The organism is Natronotalea proteinilytica, from assembly GCF_055379935.1.
This window is the reverse complement of the sequence record NZ_AP043947.1, coordinates 3,591,009-3,617,690: the sequence shown is the minus strand read 5'-3', so window position 1 is coordinate 3,617,690 and position 26,682 is coordinate 3,591,009. Positions and strand designations below refer to the sequence as shown.

At 56.4% G+C, this 26,682-nt stretch carries 16 protein-coding genes; 9 read left to right on the top strand and 7 right to left on the bottom strand.

What is annotated here, in order from left to right:
* The first annotated feature begins 252 nt into the window (after positions 1-252).
* Both ACZ5AL_RS14405 and ACZ5AL_RS14400 read left to right on the top strand, forming a co-directional pair.
* Positions 253-717 (top strand): polyhydroxyalkanoate synthesis regulator DNA-binding domain-containing protein, encoded by a 465-nt coding sequence (locus ACZ5AL_RS14405; RefSeq protein WP_464511259.1) that lies wholly within the window; start codon positions 253-255, stop codon positions 715-717.
* Between the two features lie 118 nt (positions 718-835).
* Positions 836-2,059, top strand: coding sequence for a patatin-like phospholipase family protein (locus tag ACZ5AL_RS14400; protein WP_464511257.1), 1,224 nt, complete (start codon positions 836-838; stop codon positions 2,057-2,059).
* 66 nt (positions 2,060-2,125) lie between these two features.
* Here the strand turns inward: ACZ5AL_RS14400 and ACZ5AL_RS14395 are convergent, their stop codons facing one another.
* From ACZ5AL_RS14395 to ACZ5AL_RS14385, 3 genes are all read right to left on the bottom strand, one after another.
* Positions 2,126-3,109, bottom strand: coding sequence for a PLP-dependent cysteine synthase family protein (locus tag ACZ5AL_RS14395; protein ID WP_464511256.1), 984 nt, complete (start codon positions 3,107-3,109; stop codon positions 2,126-2,128).
* A gap of 179 nt (positions 3,110-3,288) precedes the next feature.
* Entirely contained in the window at positions 3,289-5,895 is a 2,607-nt protein-coding gene (locus tag ACZ5AL_RS14390; RefSeq protein ID WP_464511254.1) for an efflux RND transporter permease subunit, read from the bottom strand.
* Positions 5,896-5,971: 76 nt separating this feature from the next.
* A complete protein-coding gene (locus ACZ5AL_RS14385) occupies positions 5,972-6,736 on the bottom strand; it encodes a DUF3047 domain-containing protein (RefSeq protein ID WP_464511253.1) in 765 nt (254 codons plus the stop codon).
* Between the two features lie 591 nt (positions 6,737-7,327).
* On the opposite strand from ACZ5AL_RS14385, the gene ACZ5AL_RS14380 reads away from it, so the two are divergent.
* The 3 genes from ACZ5AL_RS14380 (at position 7,328) to ACZ5AL_RS14370 (ending at position 10,276) form a co-directional block, all read left to right on the top strand.
* Positions 7,328-8,323 (top strand): hypothetical protein, encoded by a 996-nt coding sequence (locus ACZ5AL_RS14380; RefSeq protein ID WP_464511251.1) that lies wholly within the window; start codon positions 7,328-7,330, stop codon positions 8,321-8,323.
* Between the two features lie 54 nt (positions 8,324-8,377).
* Positions 8,378-9,400, top strand: a complete 1,023-nt coding sequence (locus ACZ5AL_RS14375; RefSeq protein WP_464511250.1) for a stealth family protein — start codon at positions 8,378-8,380, stop codon at positions 9,398-9,400.
* 417 nt (positions 9,401-9,817) lie between these two features.
* Positions 9,818-10,276: a MaoC family dehydratase gene (locus ACZ5AL_RS14370; protein ID WP_464511248.1), complete on the top strand. Its 459-nt coding sequence runs from the start codon at positions 9,818-9,820 to the stop codon at positions 10,274-10,276.
* A 156-nt stretch (positions 10,277-10,432) separates the two neighbouring features.
* On the opposite strand, the gene ACZ5AL_RS14365 is transcribed toward ACZ5AL_RS14370, so the two are convergent.
* The 3 genes from ACZ5AL_RS14365 to ACZ5AL_RS14355 all read right to left on the bottom strand — a co-directional run bounded on the left by ACZ5AL_RS14365 (position 10,433) and on the right by ACZ5AL_RS14355 (position 13,896).
* Positions 10,433-11,968, bottom strand: a complete 1,536-nt coding sequence (locus ACZ5AL_RS14365) for a M48 family metalloprotease (RefSeq protein WP_464511247.1) — start codon at positions 11,966-11,968, stop codon at positions 10,433-10,435.
* A 92-nt stretch (positions 11,969-12,060) separates the two neighbouring features.
* Complete coding sequence (recF, locus tag ACZ5AL_RS14360) at positions 12,061-13,236, bottom strand: DNA replication/repair protein RecF (RefSeq protein ID WP_464511246.1); 1,176 nt, start codon at positions 13,234-13,236, stop codon at positions 12,061-12,063.
* Positions 13,237-13,755: 519 nt separating this feature from the next.
* Positions 13,756-13,896 (bottom strand): hypothetical protein, encoded by a 141-nt coding sequence (locus ACZ5AL_RS14355; protein ID WP_464511244.1) that lies wholly within the window; start codon positions 13,894-13,896, stop codon positions 13,756-13,758.
* A gap of 63 nt (positions 13,897-13,959) precedes the next feature.
* Between ACZ5AL_RS14355 and ACZ5AL_RS14350 the strand changes: the two genes are divergently transcribed.
* The 4 genes from ACZ5AL_RS14350 to mfd all read left to right on the top strand — a co-directional run bounded on the left by ACZ5AL_RS14350 (position 13,960) and on the right by mfd (position 25,211).
* Positions 13,960-16,710, top strand: a complete 2,751-nt coding sequence (locus ACZ5AL_RS14350) for a CHAT domain-containing protein (RefSeq protein ID WP_464511243.1) — start codon at positions 13,960-13,962, stop codon at positions 16,708-16,710.
* Between the two features lie 72 nt (positions 16,711-16,782).
* Complete coding sequence (locus tag ACZ5AL_RS14345) at positions 16,783-19,560, top strand: CHAT domain-containing protein (protein WP_464511242.1); 2,778 nt, start codon at positions 16,783-16,785, stop codon at positions 19,558-19,560.
* Positions 19,553-20,488 carry an N-acetylmuramic acid 6-phosphate etherase gene (gene murQ, locus ACZ5AL_RS14340; RefSeq protein ID WP_464511241.1) on the top strand — a complete coding sequence of 312 codons (936 nt, stop codon included), beginning with the start codon at positions 19,553-19,555 and terminating at the stop codon, positions 20,486-20,488. Before ACZ5AL_RS14345 ends, murQ begins: the two co-directional genes overlap by 8 nt.
* Before the next feature lie 1,315 nt (positions 20,489-21,803).
* Complete coding sequence (gene mfd / locus ACZ5AL_RS14335; protein ID WP_464511239.1) at positions 21,804-25,211, top strand: transcription-repair coupling factor; 3,408 nt, start codon at positions 21,804-21,806, stop codon at positions 25,209-25,211.
* A 235-nt stretch (positions 25,212-25,446) separates the two neighbouring features.
* Here mfd and ACZ5AL_RS14330 read toward each other — a convergent pair whose 3' ends face one another.
* Positions 25,447-26,577 (bottom strand): hypothetical protein, encoded by a 1,131-nt coding sequence (locus ACZ5AL_RS14330; protein WP_464511238.1) that lies wholly within the window; start codon positions 26,575-26,577, stop codon positions 25,447-25,449.
* Positions 26,578-26,682: the final 105 nt, after the last annotated feature.

Here is a 26,682-nt window from a genome sequence, read left to right as displayed (position 1 = left end):
TGACGCTGTGCGTCATAACCATCCACCATGACGCGGTGCGTTAGCCTGAACGTCCATTTGGGCTTTGGTTTGCTGGCAAGAGCACACAGCCCATTGAAGCCGTCATAGAACGCCCCTGGCCATATAGGGAGAACGGCTCCAAATAAGCAATCAAACAGGTTTTGCAGCTTTGTCGGTCGGCGCTGGCCTATGCACCTTAGGGTGGTTTGAATCAAAGCAGATTCTCTGTCACGTTAATGCTCGTGTGTCATTATGCCCCGTCTTATCAAGCGCTACGAAAATCGAAAGCTTTACGATACGGAAGCAAGCGCCTATGTGTCGTTGAGTGATGTAGCCGAGCTAGTGCGTGATGGCGAAACGGTGCAGGTTGTTGACCAGAGCACAGGGCAAGACCTGACGTCGCAAACACTTACCCAAATCATTTTAGCTGAAGGTAAGGACGGACATGCACCGCTCCCGGCAGATCTATTGCACGACTTGCTTCGCCGGAGTGGAGAAGCACTCGACGCCGGAATCGGTCAGTTACGAGGACGGCTCGATGAGCTGGCGCAGTATTCCATGACACAACTACGACGACTGGTGCAGCCTGGGCATGCCGAAGAATTGGATGCATTGCGTGAGGAACTGCGTGCTGTCGATAAAAAGATAACATCGCTTTTAGAAGCAACCAACGCACGCTCCTCTGAGCCCACGGATGCCGATGTCTCCGATGCGTAACACCTTTGGCAAAACGCCATTGGCGTACTTATTGCGCTACAACAGAATGCGATACGCTGGAACCGCTTTCACAAGGCGTCCATATTGTTTTGGTGTTGTTTCCTAACATGTTTGATGTATGCCTACTTCTCCCTCCATCGGGCTTGCGTGTGCAGGTGGTGTTGTCGAAGGCGCGATCTACGAAGTTGGAGCCCTTTGCGCATTGGATGAAGCCATTGAGGGCTTATCGCTGCATGAGCTAGACACATACGTAGGTGTAAGTTCTGGCGCGCTCATCAGTTCGTTTCTGGCGAACGGCGTTTCGGCGCGCACATTGAGCCGAGCCATCGTTTCAGAGTCAGATGACGATCCTCGCCTGAACGTAAAACCAGAGGTGCTGTTTAGCCCTGCGCTGCGCGAGTATGCACATCGGATTAGCCGATTTCCAGGCGCGCTGTGGCGTACCATGCGCTACTTCCTTACGCATCCGACCGATCTTTCGGTCTTGGGGTTGTTGTCTACATTTGGGTCAGTCGTACCCACCGGACTTTTCGATAACACCTCGCTGCACCGGTTTGTCGCACAAGCCTTAACTCCTCCAGACCGAACCAACGACTTTCGGGAGTTGGCAACATCGCTTCGTATCGTAACGATGCACCTCGACTCCTCTGAGATTGCCGTGTTTGGCGAAGCCGGGCGCGATCATGTACCCATCTCGAAGGCAGTACAAGCCAGCACCGCGCTGCCTGGACTCTACTGCCCGGTCGAAATCGACGGCGAGCACTACATCGATGGCGTTGCACGCCGTACCGTACATGCCAGCGTTGCCCTCGACGAGGGGGCCGATCTGCTGTTCTGCATCAATCCCATCGTACCTGTCAATATCCAACTAAAGCAGCACGCAAACCGCTTGCTCAACAAGCATGGGTTGGTTGACCATGGGTTGCCTGCTGTGCTATCCCAGACGTTTCGTGCGATCGTCGATTCACGCAAAACGACGGGGTTCAAGAAATATGCGCACACACATCCGGACTCGGACCTGATCCTGATTGAGCCGGATTACGACGATACGCGGATGTTTTTCTCAAATATCTTCAGCTTCCGCAATCGTCACGAGGTGTGTGAGCATGCGTATCAGGCGACGCGCAAGTATCTGCGCGAACAGGCGCCTCGGCTCCAGTACGTGCTACGGCGGCACGGATTGCGCCTCCGCCTGGATGTGCTCACCGACACCCGCCGATCCCTTTTCCCGGCGCCTGCACCGCGCTCCACGACACGATCGGTGCTGCAAGAAACAGACCAGGTGCTCGACCGGCTCGATCTGGTGCTCGACCAACTCCGCACGCAGCAGGCGCTGTCGTAGCAATCCATGTTGATGATGACCCCAGTGGCATCCTCCATACACTGAATCTCGGCGTCTTCGTGCTGCTTAATCTTTGACTGTCCCGTTGGTTTGCACAGGAGCGGCGTCATTTTCTGCTGGAAACAACGCGTCGAAGTACTGCTCGCCGCTATCACACACAATCGTGACCACCTGGGCCTCGGGATGCTCATTAGCTACGTCAATTGCCACAGCGAGCGCTGCCCCTGCACTAGGCCCCATAAGCAGGCCCTGCTCACGTGCTGCAGTACGTGCCTGGGCGAAAGCACGCGTATCGTCTACATCGCGGATTTCATCGATCGCATCAAACCACATGGTGGGAAGGTATCCATCCTTGCCCAGCCCTTCCACACTCGTATCGTATGACACCGACGGACGATCGTAAAACGCATTGGAGATGTTGGAGCAAGCCGCATCGACCCCAACCACAGTGACCGAACGTCCTGCTTCGTGAGCCTGCTCGCGAATGTATCGTCCGCTACCGCTTAGCGCTCCCCCCGTACCCATGGCTCCGACCAAATGAGTCATGCTCTCTCCTGCCTGCGCCCACAGCTCCGGACCCAACCAGCGGTAGTGCCCCCCCGGATTCCGCTCGTTGTGATACTGATCAACCAACAGCGTATTCGGCGTATCAGCCAGGCGGCGAGCCACAGCTCGGTAATGCTCAGGATGGTTGGCATCTACCGACGGACACCGGTGCACGGTTGCGCCAAATGCACGCATGTAGCCTACCTTGGCCGGACTCGTAGACGACGGACACGTGAGGGTGCACGACACACCCAGCCGATTCGCTACCAATGCCACTGCTCCCGCTGTATTCCCCGAGCTTGCTTCTACGACATGGTCGTATTTACCTTCAGCAAGCGCCTCCGTTAGAATGCCCATCGCAATGCGATCTTTCACCGAGCGCGTGGGGTTTTCGGATTCGAGCTTGCACCACACGCGAGGGTGTCCTGGATACCGGATGAGCGGTGTATTCCCGATGAGCCCAAGCACCGGGTCATCCGTCGGGTACGGACCATTCGATAGCACAGGCTCATCTGTTAAACGTCTCCGCTCCATCATCTTGAAAACAATCTATTTACAAAAAGGGGTTATGCCTAGCACACTCACACAGCTTGGTAGTGGATAGACGCTAAATGATAGGGCGATTGAACACCGCAACTTCGTCTTCTTCGAACTGCCTCTGTCGTTTCAAGAACCGCAGCAGGTTACGGATTTGTAGAAACGGGTTCTGAGGGAGTTTCCGACGGGGTTTCGGATTCAGACACAGACGCCTTACCATTTTGAGATGCAGCACGGTCATCATCTGTCCATAGCTTGCCTTCATCCTCAAGCCACTGCCAAAGCGCAGGCAAGAAGGTAAGCGCCGCCAGCAAGGTTGCCCCGATGCCAACCACCGCGAGCAGCCCGATAGAGCGCAGCCCCGGATGAAAACTTAGAAGCAGTCCGCCAAAGCCGATTATTGTGGTGAGCGACCCAATGGTTACGTGCTCGCCCGTTGAGCGCAGGACCGGCCAGATACTTCCGAATCCCTCTTCCCGATATCGATGCACTAGGTGCACTCCGGCGTCGTTGCCAATGCCCAGCACGGCAGGGAGCACCACCATGTTGTAGAAGTTCAGGCGTAGATCAAAGAGATACATAACCAGGAGCATCCACAGCACGCCGACGACCAACGGAATGATGGCCAGCGCGGCCCAACGGATCGCCCCAAAGTTGATGTACATGAGCAGCATCACGATGAGAAACGTCGCGGCGACCATATACGGGGCTTCTGCTTGCATAAGCTGAAGCATATCGGCGGCGACAAGAGAGGTCGATCCCGCATGATACACAGTTCCGTCATCGAGTTCAACGCGGCCAATCTCATTAGCAAAGGCGATGGAGTTACGTCCATCGGAAAGCCCAACCGAGGGATATACCATCACGAAACGGCCCAGCTCGCCGTCGCGGGTGGTGAACTGATCGCGCAAAAAGTCTGGTACCGCATCCAGACTGATTGGCTCGGTGGTTTGCGCGGCGCGCCGGAGTTGCTCCATGTCTTCGGAGGTATCATCGCGCAGGTACTGATTTTCATTGGCCGTTTGCCGGATAGAGGCAATGCGGGCAAGGCGCTCCTGCTGCGCGGCTTCATCAAGCGGAAAGCGTTCTTGCAAGCTTTCAACCGCCAGAATGGTGGACGACTCCGCTTCCGCTTTTTCACGGACGGCATCCACAATGCGAGGCACATCGTCTTGAGTATCCGCCACAATGTATGCCGGGTTGCGGCGCCCGTCGTCTACGCCACTGTCGGCGCGATTGATAACCTGGGCGCGCTCCTCATATTCGGTATACTCGGGTTCGAGCGAACCAAAATCATAATTGAACTGCGCCTGCGGAAGCAGCACGATGGAAAGCACCACCGCAATGATGCTTGCCCCAACAATGCGCCCGGCCCATGGATAGCGCCGCTCCTGTACATCAACCACATCTTGAGCCGACTGGGTGCGGCTCCGCAGATCGATCAATGAGGTGCGCTCTAACACGGTGAGCAGCGCCGGCATGACAACCGTCATAGCGAGCAGTGCAAAGAGCACCCCGATGCCAGCAATAATTCCGAACTCACTAAACCCACGGAAGTCGGCCACGGCCAACACAAAGAGTGCCGACGCGGTGGTTAGTGCTCCAATAGTAATGGCCTGGCCGGTGCTGGTAAACGTTGTTTCGACGGCTTCAGAGATGCGCGCACCGCCGCCTCGTTCTTCAGAGTAGCGTCCATAAAAGTGGATACCAAAGTCAATACCCAACCCGAAAAGTACGAGGCCTAGCGTTGACGTCATCAGGTTCAGCGTATCAAAAAGCAGATACGCAACGCCCCCTGTCCAGAGCAAGCTCATCGCAAGGGGCAGCCCAATGACCATAGCCATGATGGGCGCGCGGAGCATCTCGCTGATGAGCACACGTCGGTTGAGCGTACGTCCCACGCGGGCACTGTACGACTTGTACATGAAGTACAGCATCACAAAAATGAGCAGCACCCCTACTCCCACCCCAAACGACGAAGCCACATCGGTTTGGATAGTGGTGATTTCCGTCATCTGTCGGTACAGGCGCCCCGCTAGCGTAACCTCCATCTCTGCATGATACCCGGCTGCATCCATCTCATCGACGAGCGCTTCCAAGTCGTCGTACAGGTCGCGGATGAACCCGACATCGGTGCTGGTGCTTGTTGGGTAAAAGCGCACCACCATGGTGGTACTATCCTCTGAAACCGGATATTCGGTACCGATGAGACGGTCATACATGTCTTGCAATGCCGCTGCCTCATCGTCGGCATCCAGATCGTCTTCATCCTCTTCGATATCGAAGTAGAACGGATTGGCTTGAAGGGCTGCCTCTTCGATCGTCGCGTCGAGAAAGTCCTCAACCCGGTCCAATTCCTCATGCGATGCAAAATAGAGGGCATTGTCTTTCAAAAAGTCGACTTCGCGCCGAAACTCGGCCCGCGACAAATAGGGCCCGTCTGCATCACGACGCTGCATCTCAAGTGCTCGTGGAATAAGCGCTTCGGCAAACGCCTTGTTGGCCTCGAACGAGGGACTTTGAATCCCCACAGCCACATCGCTTTCGCCTCCCACGTTATCACGCAGCCGTTCCAGCGCCTGTACGCTCTCGTAATCCTCCGGAATAAGCTTGGAGAAGTCGGTGTCGATGCGCAGGTTTTGCGCGAAGAAGAATCCTACAGCTGAAAACAGAACAGCTGTAGCTAACACCCACCCCGCATGGTGCACAACGCAGTAGATGAATGGTCGAAGCGCTTTAAAGAGTCGGCTCATGGGTGAAGCTGAAAAAGGGGGGGAGGCGTAGTTTCAGTTGGCTGGGAATGGATAGTCTCCATCCCGTACACGGTACCTATCGACGCTGAATTGGGGGGAGCAGGTACAGTGCGCCGAAGTCGGCTTTGGACTGCGTCCCTGTTTCGGTGGAGTCGGTCCAGAGCGAAATACCAAGCGGTACATCCGGTGCGGTACGTCCGAACACACTATCGTAGTCTTCGACGACGTTTCGGGTGATGGTTATCCATTCGCCTTTATTGTCGTCTTGGCCTGAAGCCACAACAATAACGCGAAGTCCACGAAAGCTTACCACCGTGCCTACAGGAAGCGTGCTGCTGTAGGTGTACTTGATGCTACGGGGCAACCCCACCCAGTTTGTTTCAAAGGTTACGTAGAGAGCGGCCCCCGTATCGTTAAGACTATTTTCATCTTCCCGTGCCCCCTCGGGCAGCTCTTGGGCCCGCCAGGACCACTGTAGGCGCGGATATTCATTCATGTCCCACCGAATCCCGCCCTGCTCGCCATTGGCTGCCATAGACATACGAATGGCTTCTCCACGACTTTCGCCTCGAAGGAATTTTTCGCCCCCCTCTTCAGTCACATAGAATTTTTGATTTTCATCCATGTGCTTTTCCATAGGCTCAAGCGAACCACCACGAGTAGCATGTCCCCAGTTGCTTGGCAGCTCACCGATCGCCACATCCTGAAAGTCTTCAATGAGAATGCGGTCGTCGCTTGTGCTTTGCGCTGATGCGGGTACGGAAATCGCCCCAATAGCCAGCACCAACATGCAGGCCACACCCACATGCGCGAGTCGATGTGTGAGATCGAAACGCATCATTCTACAGGCAGCAGACAAAAGCATATTCGGAACTAACATAAGTCGATGATCGCTGGTTGTGGAGAATCGTATGTGGCTCGTAACCGAGGATACGTGCTTAACGAGTGTGCAAATCACAATTAATGCCACACTGCGCGGCAAGCGGCAGACTGCACTGGCTGGCTTCTGTATGTGTGCATAACCAATAGACGTACCACCGCATGCACAAGTAACACCATGTACAGAAAGAGACGATCGCTTCACGAAATTGAATGAAGCCGACGGCTATATCACCTTTATAGGACGGGTCAACCCAGCAAAGGACCACAGTAGCCTGCACGACACATCCATTAGTTGGTCATTAGTTGGTGATGTGTGCCCATAAAGCATTACGTTCTCTTGGCGCCAGCGTCTATTTTTGTAAACGATGACACAACAATCAGCAGGGCAGAAACGGCATTGCCATTCCTAATTTGCGGGGCAGCACCCTGTCAACAAGCTTTACACGGCACGCTCTATGTAATAGACGCACTGTATGCTGGGAACGTCACATCGGCTTGGCACTACGGCGTGTTGTAATCTTCTGTACTTGGCTCCCATGCTCCCGTTTTTGTGACTGTCAAAGAACGCCTGCGTCGTCTGTCGAGACGATTTAACGAAAGTCCGTATGCAGCCCCTATCAAAACATGGGGACAGCGGCTGCTAGTTGTGGGCATTGTAGGTATTATTGCCTATCAGCTTTTCGAGATTGGTTGGGGAGAGGTGTTGCGATCGCTTCCTACCGAACCGCTCTTCTACATTCTGTTCTTCGTTTCTTTCTTTACGCTTTCCATCTCAGAGATATTTATTTATCGCCAGGTATGGCCGCTGCCGCGCTGGAAGCTGTTTAAAGCGTTTCTGACAAAGCGGGTATACAACGATGAGGTGATGGGATACTCGGGCGAATTCTACCTTGCGGCCTGGGCCCAGAAAAACCTGGGGATCGACGTTAAAGAGATTGCCAAGCATGTGCGCGACAACAATATCCTCTCGGCTGTTGCCTCAAACACAGTAGCAGTTGTCCTCATAGGGCTGCTTATCTTTACAGATGTAATCAGCGTTGAAGATATCTTTGGCAACGTCGATCTGGTCCATGTGCTGGGAGGAGTATTCATCGTTGCAGTTATCAGCGTTTTGTTTGTGCAGTACCGTGAATACATCTTCAGCTTGCCCCTGCGCACTTCGCTGATCGTATTCAGCATCTACCTCACGCGGTTTGTGATTCATCATGGTCTGTTGGTGGCCCAATGGGCTGTCGTGCTTCCTGATGTACCACTCTCCACCTGGCTCATCTTTGCCACTGTGATTATCATTGTAAAGCGCATTCCTTTCATTCCAAGCCGCGAACTGGTGTTTATGTGGGCTGGAATCGAACTGTCGCGCACGCTTAATATGGCGACTGCTTCTGTTGCAGGTATGTTGCTTGTAACCAGCGTGCTGAAGAAGGTAACCAATCTGGTGTTCTTTCTCATCCTCTCGTATACCGAAAAGCAACCGCTATCGGACACCTCAAACACTGACGAAGTAGATGATCAGGCGCCTTCTACTTCTTCTCCTTCCAATACATGACGCCGATCCGCGTAGACACTTGTTCACTCACTCCCCTTCAGGCCCAACATAGTCATGGCTGACCCGCCTCCCGATTTGCCACATCATACTCAGTCTCCCATTGATGCAGTCGTTACGTGGGTTGATGGAAACGATCCCGAGCACCGGGCGAAACGTCGTCGCGCGCTCCACCAAAAAACGGATACTGAAAAGCAAGGAACCCTGCGCACCGGGCATAGCGAAACCCGCTTTCAAGATAACGGCGAACTGTACTATTGCCTGAAGTCGATTCATGCATTTGCTCCCTGGATTCGTCGTGTATATCTGGTTACCGACAACCAGCAGCCCAACTTTTTGGATACGGAGGATTCGCTTCCCCAAGACATCCAGATCGTTGACCACACAACGATTTTTAGAGGGCATGAATGGGCGCTCCCCACATTTAACTCGCGAACCATAGAAACCGCCTTATGGCGCATTCCTGGACTTGCCCCTCGATTTATCTATTTTAATGACGACTTTGTTCTTGCATCACCTACGCAACCAGGCAGCTTTTTTACCGATAACGGCTTGATATTACGGGGCACCTGGAAACGCCTGTCGCGCTTTGGCCCCATCAGGATGTGGCTAAACAGAGTGGCTACCGTAGTAGCAAAGCGGGCATTTGGTATTACCCGGTCCATGAACCATCTTCTTCAAATGCGGTCTGCTCAGCTGGCCGGATTCGATAATCGGTACTTCGATGTGCCGCATGTACCGCATCCGATACACACAGCCACCCTGCGCGCCTTTTTTAGTGACAACTGGGACCTCTTTGCAGAAAATATCCAACACAAATTCCGCAGCACAGAGCAGTTTTCCGCGATATATCTTGCCCACCATCTTGAAATTAAACACGACCGCGCCGTGCTCAAAGACGCAGATCGTGTTGCAATGATCAATGGGGAAATGCGTCTCCCTTTTCTTCTACATCGCAAACTCCGCCGCCTGCGAGAAGGGGGGTACTCATCCGTTTGCTTGCAAGGCTTTGAGCAGTTTAGCCCAAAATCCCGCGCGAAGATTGAAGCGGCCCTCAACACCCGAATGGATGCACGCTAGTGCTGGGTCACACCTGAATGTTAGGGGCCAATATTGTCATCGCGAGGAGGGAGCGTGCGACTAACGCGGCGCTGTGAGCGTAGCGAACGAGTACTCCTGGGGTGCAATCTCATGCCGTTGCTTGGGCAGTTGCATCCGGTCTGATAGCATGAGATTGCTTCGCTGCGCTCGCAATGACAAGGGTGTGAGTTATTCTTGATACGTTAGGGAGCACATGCGTCACCCAAACTTTGACCTGTGACACAGCGATAACGCGGTACATCAAAAGAACGAACTACGAAACAGCACCTGGTTTGATATTCACCGGATGTCCACCCCCCACGGGTCGGTTCATCCGGGATGCTATTTCCTATTCTCATTTCTATCGGCTATCATGATAATTCGCGTTTCTTCTGACCGACTTGTTCCTGCGTTCTCATGGCTCACCTATACGACGACATTGAAGTGGGCGACTCACACTCCATGAAGCGAGTGATTACTGCCGACGATGTGCAAACGTTTGCCGATATCACCGGCGACGACAATCCGATCCATGTCGATTCAGAGTATGCCGAACAACATTCTCGCTTTGGCAAACCGGTTGTGCACGGCGTGTTCTTGCTTGGTCTTATCTCAAAAGTGCTCGGACGCGACTACCCCGGGCACGGAAGCATTGCTGTTGGCATTTCCTGCCGCTTTCTGCGTCCGGTACCGGTAGGCTCGGAGGTTACTGTTGAGATCAAGGTGTCAGACAAGAACGAAGAGCGTGGACACATCAAAGTGCGCACGTACGTGTATCGTGATGGGAAGATGGCACTCGGGGGCGAGGGCACGGTAATTCCGCCTTCAAAAGAAGATGTCGCCTGGGCGAAGCAGCACCAAGACGGCGTATCGTAAGGCGACTCCACTCAACGCATTCCCGCCCATGGGATTCCTTAGCCCAGGATCAGAAGCGGCGCGGATATCCTGGGCGATCATTGAAATCCGCTAAACAGATACGTTACGCCTGGAACGGTCCGGGCACGGTCCGAGCACGGTGGTGATTAGCTCACATCAGTTTGGCAGCTTCAGCACGCGACCGGGCTCAATGGTTTCGCCCGTCTCAACCTGGTTCAGGATAGCGAGGCGCTCCATCGTAATGCCTTCAGGCAAATCGCTTTCGTTGACAAAGCTGGAGAGCGTTCCCGCACTGCTTACCTCATAGAGTTGGATACGGGTAGGTTGACGGTTTAGCTTGTCGTCGTCAAGAAGAGGGCCGAAGCTTTCAATCGTTTGCGTAAACGTGTCGCGGTGGTTGCTAAAACGTTCGCGTTCGGCAATCGCCTGAAACATCAGTTGCGTACCCTCATGCTCAAAGAAGTAAGCCAGGATTCGAATCGTACCGCCTCCTTGGCGCTGCGCTTCGCCTAACACGCGTTGGGCTTCAATTCCATTGAATCGCCGCGTAGACCGGTCGACCACATCAAGTCCCTGCTGCCCGGCAAACGCATCGGCAGAAGCCTGGGGGCTGTCTTCGCGAGCAAAGGTGAGTCCCATAAGCGCATCCTCGTTGGGCCCCACAAGCACCACCTGACTGGCCTGATTGACAACGTTGTAGCGACTTGGCACGTTAAAGGCAAACGCCAGATCTGGGTGATAGAAGCGCCCGCCTTCCGTAAACCCTTGGCGCGGATTTTCCCCCATCACGGTGCCCTCCATCATCGACAGGTATTCAGATTCATTTCGGATGTGCATGTTGGTGCGTGTACGCCACTCGTCGGCCATTTCGCGAACCCGTACTTCCCGGTCTCCGGGGTCGGGGTGCGTGGACTGCCAGTTGGGAAGTCCCTGTCGCCCGCTCTCGGCTTGCATGCGTTGTAGCGTCGTAAAGAAGGCGGCTCCTTCGCCCGCCTCGTAGCCTGCAAGCGCTGCATACTCTACACCCAGGGCATCGGATTCTCGCTCATGGCTGCGGCTGTAGCTTAGCGACAAGAGCTGCGCGGCCGCCCCGCCTAAATTCAGAATCTGGCTCCCTGCTTCGTCTCCCAAAACCCCTTGTCCAACGATGGCACCGCCAATCAATCCAATTTGCGTAAGCTGTTGACGTGCAGCACGTTGTGAGGCATGACGGGCCGCCACGTGTGCAATTTCGTGCCCCAGCACCATCGCCAGTTGTGCTTCGTTGTTCATGTGCGTAAGCAGCCCGCGCGACACATAGATGTACCCGGCTGGCAGAGCAAACGCATTCAAGATCGGGCTGTCTAACACGCGAAACGTGAACTCAGTGTCGCGGAACTGAGCAGGTGTGTCTGGACGCCGCATGTGACTTTCAGCCAGCACCCTGCGGGCAATGCCATCAACGTACGCCCCCAGCTCATCATCATCGTATACACCGTACTGCTGCTGAATCTGCTTATCGGCTTCACGCCCAAGCTCTTTCTCTTGCTCCCAGGTATACCCCAGCGCACGGGTATTCCCTGTTACCGGATTGATGCCCCGCGTGCATCCACTTAGCACAAAGGCCAGGGCCAGCAACAGCACTGGGGCAAGCAGATGATGGCGAAGCGTTGAAGTGAGAGGCGTCGATGACGTGCGTTTCGGTGACTTCATGGCTTATTGCAGCTGCTATGCTAATCGCTGAATCATCGTTGAGTAAGAGCAATGTACGCGTGCTCGTCTTCTATGCTCCTGGTATTGCACTATTATGACGACGGGATGGGCGCATACTCGTCTGCGTACGTGATACGTGCAGCTCCCTCGTGGGTATCCACCTGGTACAACTGATGGTGCGCTTCACCAAACGGTACAGCTTGCGTAAACGGAGCGGCTCGTGTCGCGGTGATAAAGCTTTGCCCAACGTCATCTGACTGAAGCAACTCCATAAACACATCCGTCCGTGTACGGTCTAGCTTTCCAAACGCATCGTCAAGCAGCAACAGCGGACGTCGATTAAGACGGTCGGAGAGGTAAAAATATTGTGCCAGCTTCAGCGCCATCGCAAACGTGCGATGTTGCCCTTGTGAGGCATACCGGCGGACCTCCAGATCGTCAAGCCGAAACACCAACTCATCGCGCTGGGGGCCAACAAGCGTCGTGCCTCGCTTGGACTCATGGTCTTTCTTCTCGTGAAGACGATTCCGAAATGCATCGGCTACCTCCTCGGGATCATCCGTTACATCGTCGGCGAAGGTGTCGTACGTAATGGTTGGATGTTCGGCCACCGTTTGGATACGTGCGTATGCGTCTTCGAGATACGACGCAAACTCACCAAGAAAAGATTGGCGGCGCGCCACCACCTGACTACCCAGCTGCACCAGCTTTTCGGTCCATGGCTGCAGTAACGCCTCGGGCGGAGGCGATGGCTTCTTCCGGTACTGCCGCAGCAGTTCATTGCGCTGCTTGCGGGCGCGATGGTACTTCATCAGCGTATCCATGTACGCCGGACGCGCCTGGCTCAGGATGTTGTTCAAAAAGCGGCGCCGCTCATCGGGGCCTTCGGCAGTCAGCGCGTGGTCTTCGGGCGCTAGCACCACGACCGGAAACTGCCCCACCACATCGGCCAACCGATCTAACGGAGCATCATTGATGAACATCTTTTTGCCTTCGCGCGGCATGTACACGAGCTTAGCCTGCACCGCATCACGCCGTACGCCTTCCACCGTACCCTCGATTTCGAAGTAGGGCGCCTCTTGCCGTACCGCGTAGCGGTCGTTAGAGGCCACAAAGCTCTTGGTGATACACAGGTAGTGAATCGCCTCTAGCACATTGGTCTTTCCCACCCCATTTTCCCCTATCAGTACGTTGATCTTAGGGGCAAACTGTACTTCGGTATGGGCATGTGCGCGGAAAGAGCGAAGCCGTAAATCAGTTAACGTCATGCCGAAGTGCTACCCGCGTAGCCATCTACAAGAGCAAGGGCGCTAGATGCTTACGATACCCTTAAACAACCTACGGGTTCAACCCCAAGAATACATCGTAGTGCTGTGTCACAGGTCAATCTTTGGGTAACACATGTACCCTCTAACGTACCGAGAACAACTCACAATCATGTCATTGCGAGCACAGCGAAGCAATCTCATGCTATCAGGCCGGGTGCAGCCTCCCAATCAACGGCATGAGATCGCACCCCAGGAATACTCGGGCTGCGCCCAGCGCCGCGTCAGTCGCAGGGCTCCCTCCTCGCGATGACAATTTCGCACCTTAACATTCAGTTGTGACAGGACATTAGGGACGATTTACGAGATGTATCCTGGACAGAGTCTGCTCTTTTTCCTATACTAGCGTTTGGGATCCATCAAACGCCATTGCGAGGGCATTCCCACCAGATTAGCCTCACGCAACGCTGCTTATAGCCACAACAATACGCGCACGAATAGCGGGCGCGGCAAGGCAGTCGATCACCCATCGTCGATTTTGCTGTCGTCATCGTCGTCATCATCAGAGCCTTCATCGGGGTTACTGGGCGGATGGTCGTCTCCGTTATCGAATTGCGGCGGTGGCCCGAACGACCAACCAGCCCGTAAAGAAGCATCGTTCATGGCGTGCGATAGCGTTTAGTTGAAAGATTACACACACTACACCTTCACGCTTAATTAACACACATGTTTCGGTGTACGCTAGCTTCTGTTCTGCTGCTTTTAGGGGTAAGCTTCTTTACTTGCGCACATGCAGCAGACGATGCCTGCTCTTCGCTGTTGGAGGCATCGAGCAGTCTGTCAATTAGTGGAGCGGATGTCAATTATATCTGGTACGATGACGACCCCGACGGACGTGCGCAGATCGAAGAACGTCGCGATGTACTTGCAGAAGCCCGGTCGGTCTGCCGAACCGCACCAGACAAACTGGCCCGTGCTCACGCACAGTCGGCGTACGTGGCCGCCCAGCTGCAAGACTTCGAGGCCATGCAGCATCACTTCGACACCTTCTTTTCCGACTTTGGCAATTCCCCTACCGACACCTCATCGGTCAGCAAAGACGCGTTCTCCGATCTCTACAACTTCCGGGCGTACCTCAACTACTACACTGGCGACCTGTCGGCTGCTGTGGGCGACTATGCCCGCGCTATAGAAATGCTGCCCGATAAGGAGACCGTTCAAGCGGCAGAACTGTCTATTGACCTGGGCCTCATGCACGCCCGAGCGCAGAATCGGCTGGCTGCCCAATCGGCCTACGCACAAGCCCAAGAGTGGCTTGAAGCACTCGATCCTGAGCGCCCCGCAGTGCAAGAATCCTATGCACGCGTGCTGGCGACACGAGCCGAACTGTTGCTTGAAGACAATTCGGCAATAGAGCGTACCGACCAGCTTGAGCGGGCCAAGGCCATGCTCTATGAAAGCCTGGACCTTCACAGCACCGAAACCATGTCGCAAGCCTTTCGGCTTAACTCTCTATCGCAAGTCTACCACGCGTTAGGACAATACGCTGACGCCCTTCCCTACAACCAGCAAGCCATTGACATCGCCCACGATCACGATCGCACCGACTATATCTCGTTTTACTATTCTACACGCGCACGCTTTCTGGGCAAGCTAGAACGACAAGAGGAGGCGCATCGGTATGCCGACCAGGCGCTTGACCTCTCATTTGAAGGCCAGGTCGATCACCGTCGTCGTCACCTCTTCTCGCGGAAAGCCGAACTGTACGAACAGGAGGGTAACTGGGAGGACGCCCGCGCTTCCTACGAATCCTCTATTGCATCCATCGAAGAGCACCGCACCTCGCTCCGCGCCACCGATTGGTCGATGGCAGAACTCGGACGCTGGGATCTACCATATCGGGGCCTAGTGCGCGCCTACCTGGCCGAGGGCCACCCAGCGGAGGCCTTTCAAGCACTAGAGCGCACCCGTGCTCGCCACCTTTCGGATCTGCGCGCCCTGGAAGAGGTCACCAACCAGCTAAGCACAAACAAGCGCGTGCAGTACGACAGCCTGACGGCAACGCTTGAGACCGTGCGTAACCAGCTTGCCACAGCCGAGGATTCACGTGAAGTTGCCCGCTTGCAACGCGAAGAATCCCAACTCATTGCTGAGCGAAAATCGCTGGTCGATCTGGTTCCCGATCCCGATCTACCTTCGCTTTCAGAGTTGCAGGAAACGCTTCGCGAAAAAGACCGTGCCGTTGTCTCCTACTTCCTGGAAGACGACACGACCACCACGCCTGGACGCACCGCCTCGCATGCGTTTCTGATCACAGCTGATACGCTGGCAGCCATTCCGCTCGACATTACGCAGCACGACGTACGCGCTCTGCTGGCCGAGGTCTCTCCCGTGTTTGCCAACGATACGCCCGATCATTCGCTCAGCGCCACCCGGTTCAACCTGCATCCGCTTCATAAGCTGCACGAGGCACTCTACCGACCTGTAGCCAATCACCTGCCCGACGATGTGCCGCTCGCCGTCATCCCCGACGGACCGCTTTTCCACCTCCCCATGAGCATGCTTGTGCGCACTCCACCCTCGGGGCAATTTGCCTATCACGAGGCCGACTTTCTTGTGCATGAACGCCCGCTGTCAATGCAGCTCTCGACCCGGTCGTTTATGCAGGATATGCAGCGCCCCCACAACGCCGATGCGTTTGATCTAGACCTGGCTGCGTTTGGCGTCTCGGAGTTTCCTTCACTCTCCTCGCCGCCCGCAACCGTTCGTGCTGGATTGCGCAATGCCCCGGCACCGGGCGAATCGCTCGCGCTTCCCCCCCTTCCTGGCGTAGCCGATGAAATCGATGCCATCAGTCGCTTGTTTGAACGCACACAAACGGCACTCAATAACGAGGCTACCAAGAGCGCATTCAAACAACGCACCTTGGCACCCTCCATTTTGCACCTATCGTCGCATGCGTTTGTAAACCCCACATCGCCTCTCCATAACGCGTTTATGCTGGCGCCCGACGATGAGAACACGCCTGAAAGTGGACTGCTCTATCTCCACGAAATCCGCAACACATTCTCTTCGATTCCACTGGTTAACCTGAGCGGATGCGACACGGCCCAAGGGTCGTTGCAAGCGGGCGAAGGAATGGAAAGCCTGCAATACGCCTTTCGAGCTATGGGCGCCCAGGCTACGCTTTCGAACCTATGGAGCATGGACGACGAAGCCGCCGTAGCACTTTCTACCGCCTTCTACGAAAACCTGACAGAGGGCCTCCCCAAAGACGAGGCGCTACAGCGCGCCCAAGTTCAATACCTAAAGGCACATGGCGCTCAAGCCAGTCCGTTCTTCTGGGCGGTAACCGTACTGCACGGATCCCCCGAAGCGCTTGCGCTTGAGCCCACATCGTCCCCCCTACCGCCTGCACAGTTTCTCGTTGTACTTGCTCTACTCGTGGCGTGGATGGGCTACCGTTATATCCGGTGACCTGCTTTAGGGATGTACCGTATACTGCATGGGGCTCGTCCCATGCACGCATTCATCACTATCCTGAATGTTATGATGTCATTTCTTGGGGTTGTACTTACGTCGATTCTGCTCAGCTGGAGTCCCCTCGTTGCCGCTGATACCACCAATGGAGAGGCCCCCGATACGACCGACCGGCCTTCGCTGCGCGAGTGTGGAATGATGATGCCCCCGCTGCAAGACACCTATCAGCACGCCCTGCCGATGAATGACTCGCCCGAGCGGCGCGCTTTGCTCCGCGAGGTTGAAGACACCATTCGTGAGGTGCAAACCTGCTACGGAGAGCGACGCCCGCGCGTGGTGATGAGCACCTACCGCGCACTGGTCGTTGCCCAATACGAACGCGGCCATCCCGAAGCTGCACTGGAATCGTTCGATGAGTTCTTCGCGCAGTACAGCCCCGCCGATGACTCTACCATGGTATCGTGGATGTACAGCAACCGTGGGCGGTATCACTACTTACTGGGCTACCCCAGCCGTTCTCTGCGCGATTACGCACAAGCGGTTTCGCTGACCCCGCACGCTGCTTTTGATGTGCGTATTCAGCGGCTCAACAATCTGGCCCTTACCTACAGCAACTTGCAAGAACTAGAGCCCGCTCTCTACTACCTGAAACAGGTCGAGCGCGAAGCCTCGAAAACGCCCGCCCCCACTGCAAACATCCAACTTGAGCATGGACGAGCGCTATCCCTCAATGCCTCTGTGCTTCAACGAATGGCCGATGCAGGCATGCGTTCGCCCGAAGAAACGCTTCCCCGCATCGAGGAACTCGCTGAACGTGCCTTTGCCAAACTCAAACCAGTCAACCGCGACCTTGCTATTGGCCCGCTCTTAACGCTTGCGGTGGCTTATATCAAAACCAACGACCCTGAACGCGCCACGGCAATCCTGGAGCGCGTACACGATCATGTTGATGCCTCCACATCGCTCAATCGTCGCACCAGTAAGTTCATGGCCCAAGGGCGCGCTGCGTTGCAAACCGGACGCATAGACGATGCGCAGCGCTACTTTGAAGCCAGTCAGCAGGCTGCGGCTGAGCAGGGCCTGCTCTCGCGTCAACGACAAACGCACACCTACCTGGGGCAAGTGCATGAACGGAGGGGCGACCTGCGCTCCGCCCGCGAGCATTACGAAACAGCAGCGACGCTTACCGATGCCGAGCACGAGTCTATTCGCGGCACGCTGTGGTCAACGCGCACCTTCTCAGACCGCCGCGCCGGATATGACGGCCTGATGCGCACGCTCCGCCGCCAGGGGCAGGCCGACGAAGCCCTCGACGTATGGCTTCGCTTTCGAGGACGCTTCCTCCGCGACACACGCATGCAAGCGGCACTGCTTGACGACATGGCGCCCAATGAACGCATGCAGTACGACAGCCTAACCACCGCGCTCAACACGCTACGCACGCGCCGTTCAGCAACCTCCGACACATCCACCGCGCGCGATGTGATGGACGAGGAGGCTGTTATTATGGCCGATCGAAACGAACTGGTGGACCTCTCTAACCGCACTCTAGAAATCGATCGACGCGCCCTGCAGCAGTGGCTGGGTGCCACCAACCGGACACTCATTGCCTACCATATCGACGCCCCCAACGCTCACGATGACCACTCGCCTACGCTATCCGCCTATGTGGTGCGGCCCGACACCGTTGTCGCGATCGACCTACCGCACACATCAAGCAGCCTGAACGAACTACTGGAGCAGATCAGTCCACTTCTAACCAACGACAGGGTGTCTGCCTCAATAAGCATGACGGCATTCAACCTCAACGGACTGCATGACGCCTACCAGGAGCTTGTCCAACCGATTCGGGAATACCTGCCTGCTGATGGCGGACTCATTGTTGCGCCCGATGGCCCCCTGCTTCAGCTTCCCTTTGCAGCACTTGTCACCGACGCCCCCGAGGGCCCACACGCTTACGACCAGGCGCGGTACTTGATTGAAGAGCGCCCCATTTTGTCGTCGCTCTCTCCTTCGTTACTTTCAGAAGAGACTACAGATGAGTCCCATTCGCCGTCTTTAGACCTCGCTGCGTTTGGGATGTCCGAGTTCGGAGACCCACCGCCGTCCGAAGATTTGCTGGCGACCGAGATCCGCCTGCGCAGTGGAGCGGATAGTCTATCGCTCGCTCCCCTGCCGGGGGTAGCCACCGAGTTAAATCGCCTGAGCCGGATGTTTAACCGCACGCATACGGCCCTCAACGAGTCCGCCACACCAAGTGCCGTACGCGCGCATGGATCCGATGCCACCATCGTTCACATTGCCTCGCATGCTCTGCTATCCCCCGCCGACCCGCTACGTAGTGCGTTCGTGCTCTCGGGCGAACCGGGTCACGATGGACTGCTTCGCGTGCACGACATTATGAGGCCTGGCGCTCCGGTTCCTCTCGTTGTGCTAAGCGGATGCAGCACAGCCCGAGGTGAGTTACGGTCGGGCGAAGGGCTCCTTGGACTGCAGTATGCGTTCCAAGCCTCTGGGGCTCAGAGCACCCTATCTCACCTATGGCCTACCGACGACGACACGGCGGTTGCGCTCTCCACCCGTTTTTACGATGCCTTGAGCGAAGGACATCCAAAAGACGTTGCGCTACAACAGGCCCAGCTTGCATTTTTAGACGCCGCCCCCGACCGCCGTTCGCCCTTTTTCTGGGCCAGTCCAGTTCTTTTTGGCAACCCCAATGCGCTGGACCTCTCGTCGTCTACTCCTTCTTGGTGGGCAATCACGGGCTGGCTTGCCCTCGTGTTAGCAACAGGAGGTCTTCTTTTTGCACTTGTTCGCAGATACCGCTATTCCGCCTCCCATGCCTGACTCTTCTGAGCTCTACGACGACTTAAAGACGCGCGCTACCGAACAGCGCAACCCGCACTCCACACAGATCGACACCGCCTCCACGCGCGAGATCCTGGAGATCATTAACACCGAAGACCACCGGGTGCCCATCGCCGTACGCCGCGAACTTCCTCGCATTGCCGAGGCAGTGGACCTGCTTGTCGAGACCCTCGACGAGAGCGGACGCCTTCTTTATGTCGGCGCCGGCACCAGTGGACGTCTTGGCATTCTCGACGCTTCAGAATGCCCCCCCACGTTTGGTTCTGACCCAGATCAGGTTCAGGGATTTATTGCCGGAGGACGCAACGCCGTATTTCAATCGCAAGAGGGCGCCGAAGACATCCCTGCCAATGGCAAGCAGGCTCTGGTAGAGGCCAACTGCACCCCCCAAGACATGGTCTGCGGCATCTCGGCCAGCGGGCGTACGCCCTTTGTACAGGGCGCCCTACAGCATGCTTATTCCATGGGATGCGCCACAGCCTATATAGCCTGCACGCCCCCGGACTCCATTGACGCTCCCGCCGATGTCAAGATCTGCCCGCTTGTGGGTCCGGAGGTGGTCATGGGATCCACTCGCATGAAAAGCGGCACTGCGCAGAAGCTCGTGCTGAACATGCTCACCACCGCCGCTATGATCCGGCGTGGCAAGGTCTACGAGAATATGATGGTGGATCTGCAGCGCACCAGCACGAAGCTTGTAGAGCGTGCACGACGCACCCTTATGATGGCTGCGGATGTTGATTACAACACCGCCGAAGAAGCGCTTCAAGCCACCAACGGTCACGTCAAAACCGCGTTGGTTATGCTGCTGGTTGACACCTCTCCCGAGCAAGCGCGCACCCTACTGGATGATGCTGACGGCTTTGCCCGCCCCGCCATTCGCAATGGCCTCTCTGGCGACACATAAAAGACGCACGGGCAGAACGCTCCACAGAATGGCGGATGCGCGCATGGAAACGTAGTACTCTGTCACAGATCAATGTTTGGGTAACACATGTGCTCCCTGACGTACCGAGAAAACCGCACACTCCTGTCATTGCGAGCGGAGCGAAGCAATCTCATTGCTGCCAGACCGGATGCAGCCGCCCAATCAACGGCATGAGATCGCCGCGTCAGTCGCAGGGCTCCCTCCTCCGCGATGACAATTTCGGACCCTAACAATCACGTGTGACACAGCAGTAAGTGAAGTCACGTGTCAATATTGGAGTTCAAGAGGGAGTGACAGCCTGCCCGATGATAATAACAAAACATCTGTCCTCTCGTGGCGATGCACAACAGGCATGACCTATGATCCCTCTGCGTCGCCACGCTTGCCGGGACGCTCCAGCATCCCTAATCCACCACCTGGTTTCTTTACCTCGGGGGGGATACGTTGGACGCAGAGCGTCCATTCGTCCGTCGCGACGCAGAGCATCGCGACGAGGACGCAAGTGGGAGTTCGCCTCCGGTTGCGTTGTGTATACACCATAGCTCCTCCGAGGGGGACGTGATGAACGCCTTCCACGGTTCCTTCCTCCTCGGGGAGGAAGGGTAGGATGGAGGGGAAACCAACCGGCAATCCCCACAACCATTGTTGAGGTCACTTAGTACTCTGTCACAGATCAATGTTTGGGTAACACATGTGCTCCCTGACGTACCGAGAAAACCGCACACTCCTGTCATTGCGAGCGGAGCGAAGCAATCTCATTGCTGCCAGACCGGATGCAGCCGCCCAATCATCGTCACACGTGGCAGCCCACTAGCGGAGATTAAACATCGTCGGCCCTTACATTTATCCACTATGCCCTACTCTGCCCCCGCAAATCTTTCTAGGTAACCTTATGAAGCCATGCGTCTTGACTAGCCGCACTGTTCCACGTGAAACAGATCTAGGGGATTGCGAAGACTAGCCGCTGTCTAGCGGACTTATACCAACCCCGCATGCTCCGGTAAGGAATGGAGACATGAACGTGTGGACGGGTTGGATGAGCACACCGTCCATTCTTCTGTCCATTCGACCACCCACACTCAAATCCGGCGTTGTGCAGACAAACCGCCCGAAAACGGTGCAGCCGGATTTGGTATAACACCTTTTTTGCGTCGGGCGGTGAATCTGAATGTCCCCCCTTCCGTTTGTTATAGTACTTGTTGCTCCATAGCTCACTGCTCGCCGCCTCTTATTGGCAAAGCAGCCTTTGCGCATGGATGACGGCTCCGTTTGCCCTTGACTTGCTTTCTGTATCGTGGCTCTTTCCGATCTTGTTCGACGCATCGAAACCACTCCCGTTCTCGACAAGCTGCGCACCTGGGTGGAAAATGCTGGCGCGTCCGATGCGATGAAAGTAGAGCGTGCTTCGGGCTCTCTTTCCGCGTTTGTGCTCCATCTTTTGCGCGAGGCCCCCAACGCCCCGCTCTGCTGCATCGTCCCCACTGAAGACGACGCCGCCTATGTGCAGAGCGACCTCGAACACATCGCAGGGTCCGATCAAGGCATCGTACGCTTTCCGGCGACTCATCGCACGCCCTACGACACCGGCGCACTGCGCGACTCCAGTCCACTCGTGGCGCGGGCCGATGTGATGCAGCAGCTCTCCGACGACTTCGACGGCATTGTCGTGACGAGTGTCGAGGCGCTTAGCGAACGCGTTCCCCCGGCCTCGAACGTGAGCCACGAAACCCTCACGCTATCCGTTGGCGAGACGTGGGAGATGGAGGCGCTCACCGAACGCCTGGTCGATCAGGGCTTCACGCACGTCGAGTTTGTCGAGGAGCCAGGGCACATCGCCCGGCGCGGCGGCATCCTCGACGTCTACCCGTACTCCGGAGCCCACCCGGTACGCATCGAGTTCTTTGGCGATGAGGTCGATAGCCTGCGCGAGTTCGATGCGCAGACGCAGCGCTCCATCAGTCAGCGGAAGGAGGTGCGGCTCGTGCCCAACCTCGAACGCGAATCAGCGGATCAGCAGGCCGTCGCCTTCCTCGACTACCTGCCCGACACCACGTGCCTGGCTACCGTCGACGAGGCACGCCTCCTGGAGGACATGGAGGCGCTCTTCGACACGGCGGTGTCGCGCTATCAACAGGCCATAGAACGGGACGAGGAAGAGGACAGCACCGTCGATACAGACGAACTTCCACACCCCGAAGACCGCTTCCTAACAGCGGACGCACTGCGCCTCCACCTGCAGCAGTACCCGCGCCTGCAATTCGGGGCCTTCACGCACACGAACGGCACAGCAGTCGACACGATCAACATGGGCGGAGCCCCACAGCCCTCGTTCAATAGCGAGATGGATGTGCTGCGCGAGCGCCTGAAGCACAACAAAGAGCGCGGTCTCGACACGTTTATTCTGTGCGACAGCCACGGACAGGCCCGCCGCTTGCGCGACCTGCTCGAAACCGACATCGACCACGGACGCGCCCGTCTGCAGGTCGAGTCGCTGCACGAAGGGTTCGAGCACGAAGAGCTTGGCCTGGCCGTCTATACCGACCACCAGATCTTTAACCGCTACCACCGCCCCTCCACCAAACGGCGTCAGCAGCGCACGGGCGGACTCAGTCTGCGCGACATCGAAAACCTCTCGCCCGGCGATTTTGTGGTGCATGTTGACCACGGCATCGGCACGTTTGCGGGGATGAAGAAGATTACCGTGCGCGGCAAGCAGCAAGAGGCCGTGCGCCTCAACTTTGCCGATGGCGACGTGCTCTACGTCAACGTGAATGCGCTCTACAAACTGAACAAGTACAGCGGCAAAGAGGGCCACCAGCCGCGCCTCACCAAGCTTGGATCGGGCCAGTGGGAGCGCACGAAAGAGCGCACCAAGTCGAAGGTCAAAGACATTGCGCGCGACCTGATCGAGCTCTACGCGAAGCGCAAAGCCTCGAACGGCTACGCGTTTTCGTCGGATACGGTGTGGCAGCAGGAGATGGAGGCCAGCTTCGAGTTTGAGGATACACCCGATCAGGCGCAGGCCGCCGAAGAAGTGAAGCGCGATATGGAAGACCCCGTACCGATGGACCGCCTGGTGTGTGGCGATGTGGGATTTGGCAAGACCGAAGTGGCCGTGCGTGCCGCCTTCAAAGCAGCACAAGATGGCAAGCAGGTGGCCATTCTCGTACCCACCACCATTCTGGCGCAGCAGCACTACGAGACGTTCAAGAAGCGGCTGGGGCGCTACCCGGTAACCATCGACATGATCTCGCGCTTTCGCACAAAAGCGGAGCAGCGAGACATCCTGAAGCGTCTGGAGGCCGGCAGCCTCGACATCCTGATTGGCACGCACCGCATCACCTCGAAAGACGTCGAGTTCAACGATCTCGGGCTCTTCATTATCGACGAGGAGCAGCGCTTTGGGGTCAAGACGAAAGAGGCGCTGCGCGAAGTGCGGGCCAGCGTAGACACCCTCACCCTCACCGCCACGCCCATCCCGCGCACCCTGCAGTTCTCGCTGCTGGGCACGCGCGACCTGTCGATCATCGGCACGCCTCCGCCCAACCGGCAGCCCATCATCACCGAAATCCACACCTTCAACCAGGACCTCATCCGCGACGCCATTCTCTACGAGCAGAGCCGGGGCGGACAGGTCTTCTTCATCCACAACCGCGTCAAGACCATCAACGAAATCGCGGAGATGGTGCGCGGGATGGTGCCCGGCGTGCGCATCGGCGTGGGCCATGGACAGATGAGCGGCAAGAAGCTGGAGCGTGTCATGACCAACTTTGTCGAGAAGAAGTACGACGTGCTCATCAGCACCAGCATCATCGAGAACGGGCTCGACATTTCGAATGCCAACACCATGCTCATCAACCGGGCCGACCACTTTGGGATGTCAGCGCTGCACCAATTGCGTGGGCGCGTAGGTCGCTCGCAGCGTAAGGCATTCTGCTACCTGCTTGTGCCCAGCATCCACAGCCTGACCGACGACGCGCGCCAGCGCCTGCAGGCCGTGGAGGAGTTCAGCGACCTCGGCAGCGGATTCAGCCTCGCCATGCGCGATCTCGACATTCGCGGGGCGGGCGCGCTCCTGGGGGCCGAACAAAGCGGATTCATCGGCGAAGTGGGCTACGAAACCTATCACAAGATCCTCGACGACGCCATCAAAGAACTGCGTCAGGACGAGTACAGCGACGTGCTCGACGACGAAGACATCGCACCGCCCGCACCCGACACCACCGTCGATGTGGAGGAAGACGCGTACATCCCCGATGACTACCTCGCCAACAACGTCGAGCGCCTCAACCTCTACCGCCGTATCAGCGATGCGCCCGATGAAGAGACGCTCAGCGATCTGCGCGATGAAATGCGTGACCGTTTTGGCGAGCCTCCATCGCCCGTGGAGCACCTCCTCACCGCCGCCGAACTGCGCATCCGCGCCCAGGCGCTGCGTCTCCCCAAAGTCGTCTTCAAGAACAAGCGGCTCTTCCTCTACCTGCCCGCCAAGCCCGCCGACCCGTACTTCTACGAGCAGGTCTTCCAGCCGCTCCTCGAAAAGCTGGCCGGCCTCGACCGCCGCTACGTGCTCAAAGACGACGCCAAGAAAGACACGGTGCGCGCCATCGTACAAGACACCCCCACCCTGCTCGACGCGCTCGTCGTGCTCGAAGAACTCCAACTCGACAAAGCCACCGTCCCCGCCGAAGCCACAGCCTGATTGTACATTGTTTGGGTTCAGGGGGATGTGCAGATTTACGCTGTCCAAACGAATCCATGCCTGCTATGAGGCTTCGTCTCCGGCCCAATCATGCGGTCTCGTAAGCACAACCCCTGCCCTATCGTACATTTCGATGCAGCCACGGGAAGCCGGAAGAATAGATCGTGACAGTCAGGCACGGCCCCCGTTGGACGTATAGGAGGCGCTGGACCAAAAATAAGAAATCAAGGCAGGGTTATTCCGCCACAGGAACGCTGTACACTTCAATGATGGGTGCGCCATCATCGTCTCGCCCTCGCACTAAAACGCGCTCGTCATCTATGAAATGCAGCACGCGCTGTCCGGCAGAAAACTGATAGGATGCCTTTTCTTCCCCGTCGTGCCAGTATGACCAGATGGTTCCCTCCCCCGTTGATGCACGGCGCAGCCATAGTCCCCCACTTGGAGCTGCTTTCATATCAAGGACAGCGGGAAAGACATCCGGAAAGTCTACGCTTTCTCGGGCCTCTTCCCGCACATGACGGAACGCATCTTGGACGCCCTGAAACTCGGCCTCGGGATCAAAGACGTATTCCAGATACAAATCAATACTGTCGTCGTCTATGGGAAAAGCCCGAAAATCATTCGTGGTATATCGGCGTTGTTCGTTGCCTTCGGTATCCGTCTCAACGATATAGCCGTCGTGGGTCCATTGGTAGACGCGACCGTCGTGCACCACCGTCCATGCCGGACTCATGAATGGGGCGGGCATCGTCATAGGAAAGCCTTCGTTCGGTTCAACGCGTATGTCCTCGCCTGCATCCACAGACAGGGCCTCCAGGGTTTCGCCATCGTGCAGCCGCACAAGATCGGAGGTGCCCGACTCGTCTGACATGTTGGAGACGCTAATCAGCGTGTCTTCTTCCGTCACAGCCCATCCGCTGGCAAACTGATACCCATCAATCATTGTGTTGTGAATTGAGTTGCCTTCATGGTCGAAATAGACCACCTTTGCAGGCATGCGATCCAGCACCGCAATGTATGTATCGTTTACAACAACGCCCGCGGGATTTTGTAGGTCGGTAGGTCCTTCTCCCTCACGTCCCCAGGAGGCGATCATCTCACCCGCGTGAAACTGCACGACGCCAGGCTCGGGGTCTTGTACTACCGTTACCTGACCGTTGTGAATAAATGCATCGCGCACCTGGTACAACGCGGCCTCGTCCGCCACGACATCCACACGCTCTGGGGTGTGCAGCGTGTCTTGAGTAGACTGCTGATGAAAACCATGATCCGAAGCCGAAAGAGTCGGACTTAAACCTACCCAGAGAAGAGCAAGTGTTGACACCACTAAGAAATAGAAAAGACAGAGGTTTGCTTTGCCCATAATCATAATAAGATCTTAAACAAAAAGGCTATGCTATGCTGGTCAGCATAGCATAGCATCGCTTGTTTACAAAATACGTGATGGACGTACTAATAGAGTGTGTAT

Excerpts from the sequence above, each read along its gene's own strand:
- recF (WP_464511246.1), bottom strand. The coding sequence starts at position 13,236 with ATGACGTTAACTGATTTACGGCTTCGCTCTTTCCGCGCACATGCCCAT.
- ACZ5AL_RS14385 (WP_464511253.1), bottom strand. The coding sequence starts at position 6,736 with ATGATGCGTTTCGATCTCACACATCGACTCGCGCATGTGGGTGTGGCC.
- ACZ5AL_RS14390 (WP_464511254.1), bottom strand. The coding sequence starts at position 5,895 with ATGAGCCGACTCTTTAAAGCGCTTCGACCATTCATCTACTGCGTTGTG.
- ACZ5AL_RS14400 (WP_464511257.1), top strand. The coding sequence starts at position 836 with ATGCCTACTTCTCCCTCCATCGGGCTTGCGTGTGCAGGTGGTGTTGTC.
- ACZ5AL_RS14370 (WP_464511248.1), top strand. The coding sequence starts at position 9,818 with ATGGCTCACCTATACGACGACATTGAAGTGGGCGACTCACACTCCATG.
- ACZ5AL_RS14365 (WP_464511247.1), bottom strand. The coding sequence starts at position 11,968 with ATGAAGTCACCGAAACGCACGTCATCGACGCCTCTCACTTCAACGCTT.
- ACZ5AL_RS14330 (WP_464511238.1), bottom strand. The coding sequence starts at position 26,577 with ATGGGCAAAGCAAACCTCTGTCTTTTCTATTTCTTAGTGGTGTCAACA.
- ACZ5AL_RS14375 (WP_464511250.1), top strand. The coding sequence starts at position 8,378 with ATGGCTGACCCGCCTCCCGATTTGCCACATCATACTCAGTCTCCCATT.
- ACZ5AL_RS14355 (WP_464511244.1), bottom strand. The coding sequence starts at position 13,896 with ATGAACGATGCTTCTTTACGGGCTGGTTGGTCGTTCGGGCCACCGCCG.
- ACZ5AL_RS14405 (WP_464511259.1), top strand. The coding sequence starts at position 253 with ATGCCCCGTCTTATCAAGCGCTACGAAAATCGAAAGCTTTACGATACG.
- murQ (WP_464511241.1), top strand. The coding sequence starts at position 19,553 with ATGCCTGACTCTTCTGAGCTCTACGACGACTTAAAGACGCGCGCTACC.
- ACZ5AL_RS14350 (WP_464511243.1), top strand. The coding sequence starts at position 13,960 with ATGTTTCGGTGTACGCTAGCTTCTGTTCTGCTGCTTTTAGGGGTAAGC.
- ACZ5AL_RS14345 (WP_464511242.1), top strand. The coding sequence starts at position 16,783 with ATGATGTCATTTCTTGGGGTTGTACTTACGTCGATTCTGCTCAGCTGG.